This is a genomic window from Nonomuraea sp. NPDC001684, from assembly GCF_053596515.1.
The window spans coordinates 1-7316 of sequence record NZ_JBSFGJ010000456.1 but is presented as its reverse complement, the minus strand read 5'-3'; the positions used below and the strand labels follow the sequence as shown (position 1 = coordinate 7316).

Genomic DNA, 7316 nt, shown 5'->3' with positions numbered 1-7316 from the left:
AGCAGCTCCAGGTGGCTGGGGACGCACTTGACGACGTCCACCCGGTGGTGGGTCAGGTAGTCGGCGAACGCGGCCGGGTCCATCGCGGTCTCGCGCGGCACCAGGTGCACCGTCCCGCCGGTGGTCAGCGCGCCGAACACGCAGGTCAGACCGAAGTCGGCGGCCGGCGTGGAGACCACCGCGAACGACCCGCCGGGGACGTCGATGCGGGGGAGCATCCCGTTGAGGTAGCTCAGGACGTTGCGATGTTCGGCGGCCACCGCCTTGGGGGTGCCGGTGGAGCCGGAGGTGAAGATCACGTGGTGCAGGTGTTCCGGTCGCACCGCGCTTTCCGGCCTGGTCTCCGGGAGGTCGGGCAGTCGGTCCAGTTCCAGGACCCGCACGTCCGGGCCGAGGCGGTCGGTGAACTCCGACATCGTGATCACGGCCCGGACCCCGGCGGCGTGGAGCATGGTCGCGATGCGTGCCGCCGGATAGGTCGGATCCATCGGCAGATATCCGCCGCCGGACTTCTGGATGCCGAACAGCGCGCTCGCCAAGGAGGCGCCGGGCTCCAGCAGCACGCCGACGGCCTCGTCCGCGCGTACTCCGGCTTGGAGCAGCCAGTGCGCGATGCGGTTGGCGGAGGACTCCAGTTCGGAGTAGGTGAGGCTGCGGTCGGCGCCGACCACGGCGGGCGCGTCGGGGGTGGTGTCCACCCACCGTTCGATCAGGTGGTGCACGGCCTGGCCGGGCGCGTCCGTGGGCGCGGGACCGGCCAGGACGGGCCCGGTCACCGGCTCCAGCGGCACCGCGCCGACCGGCGCGTCCAGGTCGGACAACATCCCGTCCAGCAGGGTGAGGTACCAGTCCACCAGTCTGCGGACGGTCGCCTCGTCGAACAGGTCGGTGCGGTAGCCGAAGCCGCCGCGCAGCGGCGATCCTGGACCGCTGTCGAGCACGTACAGGTCCAGGTCGAACTTCGCCGTCCGCTCGGGGAGCTCGATGGAGGTCGCCTCCAGGCCGGGCAGCTCGGGACGTCCCTGGTCGGGGATGTAGTTGAGCATCACCTGGAACAGCGGGGTGGCGGCCAGGTTGCGTTCGGGCCGCAGCCGGTCCACCACCCGGTCGAACGGCGCTCCCGCGTGGGCGAGCGCTCCCAGCGCGGCCTCCCTGACCCGGTCCAGCAGCTCCCGGCCGGTCGGGTCGCCGCCCAGGTCGGTGCGGACCACGACGGTGTTGATGAAGCAGCCCACCACGCCCTCGGTGTCGGGATGGTCCCGTCCGCTGACCGGCACGCCGACCGCGATGTCGTGGACCGCCGACAGCCGCGCGAGCAGCGCCTGCAACCCGGCCAGCAGCACCATGAACGGCGTCATGCCCGGCGCCGACCGCACCTTGGCCGCCAGCTCCGCCGGCAGCTCCACCTCCAGCGACGCTCCCGCCGGGTCGGCCACCGCGGGCCGAGGACGATCCGTCGGCAGGTCGAGCACCGGCGGCAGCCCCCGCAGCCGTTCCGCCCACCAGTCCAGATCGGCCAGGGCCGGGACGGGCGCCACCTCCGCGTACTGGGCGGGCGGCGGGCCCGGCGGCGGGCGCAGTCCCAGCCGGGCGGCGTACAGCGCCGACAGCTCCGACTGCAGGAGGCCGCGCGTCCAGGCGTCCGTGGCGATGTGGTGGAAGGTGAGGGAGAGCACGTGCTCCGCGTCGTCCACCACGAACAGGACCGCCCGCATCGGCGGCTCCCGGTCCAGCGCGAACGGCGTGGCCAGCTGCTCGGCCACCGCCCGGTCGACCTGGGAACGGTCGATGGTCACGGTGGTCACCGGCACCTCCGCGGCCGGCCGTACCTCCAGGACCGGTTCGGCGCCGGTGGCGACGATCACGCTGCGCAGCACCTCGTGCCGCTCGGCCAGGTCCCGGACCGCGCCCAGCAGCGCGTCCGCCTGCAGCGGCCCGCGCAACCGCAGGGTCATCGGGACGTTGTAGGCCGTGCCGTCCGGCTCCAGCTGGGCCAGGAACCAGAGCCTGGCCTGGGCGCCGGACAGCGGCGCCGGGCCCTCCACGCGCTCGCGTCGCGCCACCGCCGCCGAGGCGGGGCGGGGGAGCGCGGCGGCCAGGTCGGCGAGCACGGAGTGCTCGAAGAGCAGCCGCACCGGTACGGCGACGCCGAGCTGCTCGCGCAGGCGGCCCGCCACCCGGGTGGCGGCGAAGGAGTGGCCGCCCAGCGTGAAGAAGTCGTCGTTCGCCCCCACCTGGTCCACGTCGAGCACTTCGGCCCACGCCTGGGCCACCAGTCGCTCGGCGGCCGTGCTCGGCGGCACGAAGGCCGCCGCCTCCTGCTGCGGTTCGGGGAGGGCGGCTCGGTCGATCTTGCCGTTGGGGTTGAGGGGCAGGTGGTCGAGGGTGACGATGTGGGCGGGGACCATGTAGTCGGGCAGCCGTTCGCGCAGCGCCGACCGGACCGCCGGGACGTTCGCCGACGCGGGGGTGACCCAGGCGGCGAGCTGCCTGGCCTTGCCCTCGCCGATCGGGAGGACGACGGCTTCGGAGACCTGGGGGAGGGCTCGCAGGGCGGTGACCACTTCGCCGAGCTCGACCCGGTAGCCGCGGACCTTGACCTGGTCGTCGACCCGGCCGCGGAACTCGATCTGCCCGTCGGCGGTGAGGCGGAGCAGGTCGCCGCTGCGGTAACAGCGGTCCTGGCCGGTGAGCGGGTCCGGGACGAAGCGTTCGGCGGTCAGGTCCGGCAGCCCGATGTAGCCGCGGGTCACCCCCGGGCCGCCGACGACCAGCTCACCTGGCACGCCGGGCGGGACCGGCCGCAGCCGCGAGTCCACCAGATGGCCGTAGACGCCCGGCAGGGGACGGCCCAGCGGGACGATCCCGATCCGGCGTTCCGCGGGGATCTGGTCGGTGTCGCAGACCAGGCAGATCATGGTGGATTCGGTGTGGCCGTAGTGGCTCTGGATGCGCAGGCCGGGTCTGGCGTTCTGGGCTCGTTCGACGAGGTCCCAGGGGCAGGCTTCGCCGGCGAGGATGAGCAGTCTGCCTGGTAGGACGGCCGCCAGGTCGCCGCCGGAGGCCAGGAGTTCGAGGTGGCTGGGGACGCATTTGACGACGTCCACCTGGTGGTGGGTCAGGTAGTCGGCGAACGCGGCCGGGTCCATCGCGGTCTCGCGCGGCAGCAGGTGCACCGTCCCGCCGGTGGTCAGCGCGCCGAACACGCAGGTCAGGCCGAAGTCGGCGGCGGGTGTGGAGACCACGGCGAACGAGCCGCCGGGGACGTCGATGCGGGGGAGCATCCCGGTGAGGTAGCTGAGCACGTTGCGGTGCTCGGCGGCGACCGCCTTGGGTGTCCCCGTGGAGCCGGAGGTGAAGATGACGTGGTGCAGGTGCTCGGGCCGGACGTCCACGCGGGGTCGATCGGCGGGCAGGTCGGGCAGTCGGTCCAGTTCCAGGACCCGCACGTCCGGGCCGAGGCGGTCGGTGAACTCCGACATCGTGATCACGGCCCGGACCCCGGCGGCGTGGAGCATGGTCGCGATGCGTGCCGCCGGATAGGTCGGATCCATCGGCAGATATCCGCCGCCCGATTTCTGGATGCCGAACAGCGCGCACGCCAGGGAAGCCCCGGACTCCAGCAGCACGCCGACCGGCTCGTCCGCGCGCACCCCGGCCTCGATCAGCCAGTGCGCGATGCGGTTGGCGGAGGACTCCAGCTCGGCATAGGACAGGCTGCGATCCGCGCCGACCACGGCGGGCGCGTCCGGGGTGGTGTCCACCCACTGTTCGATCAGGTGGTGCACGGCCTGGCCGGGCGCGTCCGTGGGCGCCGGACCGGCCAGGACGGGCCCGGTCACCGGCTCCAGCGGCACCGCGCCGACCGGCGCGTCCAGGTCGGACAACATCCCTTCCAGCAGGGTGAGGTACCAGTCCACCAGCCTGCGGACGGTCGCCTCGTCGAACAGGTCGGTGCGGAATTCGAGCACGCCGTCGAACCCGTCCCCGCGATCCTCCAGCGTCAGGTTCAGATCGAACTTGGCCGTCGGCGACGTCAGCCGCTCGGCCACGACCTCGACCCCGGGCAGGCTCATCGGGGTGACGCTGTCGTACACGTTCAGCATCACCTGGAACAGCGGGGTGACCGACAGGTTCCGCTCCGGCTGCAACCGCTCCACGATCCGCTCGAACGGCGTGCGGCTGTGGGCGAAGGCGTCCAGAGCGGTCGTGCGGGCCCGGGCCAGCAGCTCGCGCCCGGTGGGGTCGCCGCCGACGTCGGTACGCAGCACCAGGGTGTTGAGGAAGCAGCCCACCACGCCCTCGGTGTCGGGATGGTGCCGCCCGGCGTGCGGGACGCCCACCGCGATGTCGTCGCTGCCGGCCAACCGGCCCAGCAGCGCCTGCAACCCGGCCAGGAAGACCATGAAGGGCGTCGTCCCGGCGGTGGCCCGCACCTTGGCCGCCAGCTCCCCGTGCACCTCGAAGCCGACCGTGCGCCCGCTCCAGGCCGGCACGGCGGGACGGGGCCGGTCGGTGGGCAGGTCGAGCACCGGGGCCAGCCCGGTCAGCCGCCGCGTCCACCAGTCCAGGTCGCTCTCGCCGGCCGTCTCGTGCGCGTTCTGGCCGGCCTCCCAGGCGGCGACGTCGGCGTACTGCAGGGCCGGGGGCTCCGGCCGGGGGCCGGCGCCGAGCCGGGCCGCGTACAGCGCCGACAGGTCGCGCAGCAGCACCTGCTCCGACCAGGCGTCGGTGACGATGTGGTGCAGGACCAGCACGAGCACGTGGTCGTCGGCGCCGAGCCGGAACACCGTGGCCCGCATGGGCGGCTCGGCGTCCAGCCGGAAGGGCCGCCAGGCCTCGGCCCGCAGCTCCCGCTCCAGCGACCCGGGGGTCACCTCCACCACGCTGACGGGCACGCCGGCGGCCGGCCGCACCCGCCGGCCCTCGACGACGCCGCGCAGCACCCAGTGCCGCTCACCGACGTCGGCCAGCGCGCCGGTGAGGGCGTCGAGGTCCACCGGCCCGCGCAGCCGCAGCGCCTGCGGCACGTTGTAGGCGGGGGAGTCCGGCTCCAGCTGGGCCAGGAACCACAGCCGCTCCTGGAGCGGGGACAGCGGCATGTCCGCGGCCGACAGCGCCGGGATGCCCGCCGGAGCGGCTTCCTCAAGGGTCTCGGCCGCGGCCCGCGCCGCCGCGAGCCGGGAACGGAGCAGGTCGGCGACCCGGTCCCGCTGCACCTCGGTCATGCCTCCACCCCGTCCGTCAGGTCGGCGAGCAGCAGCTCTTCCAGGCCGGCGGCGAAGTCGGCGAGCACCGGACGGTCGAAGAGCAGCCGCACCGGCACGGCGAGCCGCAGGACCTCGCGGAGTCGTCCGGCCACGCGGGTGGCGGCGAAGGAGCTGCCGCCCAGGGCGAAGAAGTCGTCGTCGGCCCAGACGGCCGGACGGCCGAGCACCGCCGCCCAGATCGAGGCGACCATGATCTCGGCGTCGGAGTCGGGCGCGACCCGTTCGGCCTGCGGGCCGTCACCGGGCTCGGGCAGGGCGTCCCGGTCCACCTTGCCGCTGGACAGGGTGGGCAGCGCGGCCAGCGCCACCCACCGCCGCGGCACCATGTGGTCGGGCAGCCGGGCGCGCAGATGTCGCTCCACCGCCGCCGGATCGGCCGTCTCGGGCGTGACGTAGCCGACCAGGTGGGCCTGGGCGCCCGTGCCGGACACGGTCACCGCGCCCTGGGCCACCTCGTGCAGCACGGCCTCGACCTCGCCCAGCTCGATGCGGTAGCCCCGGACCTTCACCTGATGGTCGCGGCGGCCGTGGAACTCCAGGGTCCCGTCGGGCCGCCGGCGCGCGAGGTCCCCCGTCCGGTAACACCTGCCGCCGGGGACGAAGGGATCCTCCACGAATCCGGACAGACCCGGACGGTTCCGGTATCCCCGGGCCACGCCCGCGCCGCCCAGCAGCAGTTCGCCCACCGCGCCCGGCGGCAGCAGCCGCAGCCGCGAGTCGACGACGTAGGCCCGCTCACCGGGCATCGGCGAGCCGATCGGCACCGGGCCGGGCTCGCCGGCGGACACGCGGTGCATGGTCGAGGTGACGGTGGCCTCGGTGGGGCCGTAGGCGTTCCACAACTCGCCGGCCCGCGCCAGGATCTCCGCGGCCAGGCCCGGGTCCAGCGCCTCGCCGCCGGTGACCGCGCGCAGCTCCGCGTCGCCCGTCCAGCCGGCCTCGATCAGCATCCGGTACGCCGTCGGCACCAGGTCGAGCACCGTGGCCTTGGCGGCCGCCTCGGCCAGCGCGTGACCGTCCCTGGCGGTGGCCCTGTCCACCACCACGCTGGTCCCGCCGCAGGTCAGGACCGTCCACAGCTCGGAGGCCGCGGCGTCGAACGTCAGCGGCGCCACGGCCGGCTGCACGTCGTCCGGGCCCAGGCGCAGCGCGGCCGCCGTGCCCGCCACCAGGGCGGCCAGGTTCGCGTGGGTGACCTCGACGCCCTTGGGCGTGCCGGTCGAGCCGGAGGTGTACATCACGTACGCCAGGTCGCCGGGCCGGACCTCGGGCAGCTCGGCGCGGCCGTCGAGCTCCAGCCGGTCGAGGTCCAGGACGTCGAGCCCCGGCACGCCGCCCCTGGCGAGCACGACGCCGGCCCCGGCGTCCTCGGCCAGCAGGCGCAGCCGCTCGGCCGGGTGCTCGGGATCCATCGGCAGGTAGGCCGCGCCCGCCCGCCACACCGCCAGCAGGACGGCGGGCATCAGCTGGTCGCGCGGCAGGCAGACGCCGACGACGTCCCCGGGCGCCACGCCGTGCTCCAGCAGCGTCGCCGCCGCCCGGTCGGCCCAGTCGTTCAGGTCGGCGAAGCTCAGCGACGTGCCGTCGGGGCCGACCACGGCCGTTCCCGTGGTGTGGGCCGCGATCGACCGCGGCACGGTCGGCAGCGGTCGCGGCAGGTCCGGCCCGGCGGCCAGCGCCAGCAGCGCGGCCCGCTCGTCCGGGGTGACGAGCTCCAGTTCGCGGCCGGGGTCCGTCATGGCGTGCCGGAGCAGCGCGATCAGGCGGTCCACGTACGCCTCGGCGCGGTCCCGGCCGAGCAGGGCGGTGGCGTACTCCAGGTGCAGCTCACCGCCGGACGCCGTGCGGTTGACCAGCACGCTGAGCTCGTGGCCGGCGGCTCCCGAACCGAGCTCGGTGAGCAGTTCCAGGCCGTCCACGCGCACGGGGACCTCACTGTGCTGCATGGCCAGCAGCACGGCGGCGCGGGGCAGCTCGGCGGGCGGGATCTCCTGGTGGATCAGCGCCCGCGTGGTGGCGTCCGCGGCCTGGCGCACCAGGTCGCGG

2 protein-coding genes are annotated in these 7316 nt (G+C 74.6%); both read right to left on the bottom strand.

Annotated features, from left to right (window positions below):
• Nucleotides 1–5228 (bottom strand): amino acid adenylation domain-containing protein (locus ACWCSD_RS43630; RefSeq protein ID WP_449924068.1); only part of this gene is annotated, 5228 nt, incomplete at its 3' end.
• A partial coding sequence (locus ACWCSD_RS43625; protein WP_449924065.1) for a non-ribosomal peptide synthetase occupies nt 5225–7316 on the bottom strand: 2092 nt, incomplete at its 5' end. The genes ACWCSD_RS43625 and ACWCSD_RS43630, both read right to left, overlap by 4 nt.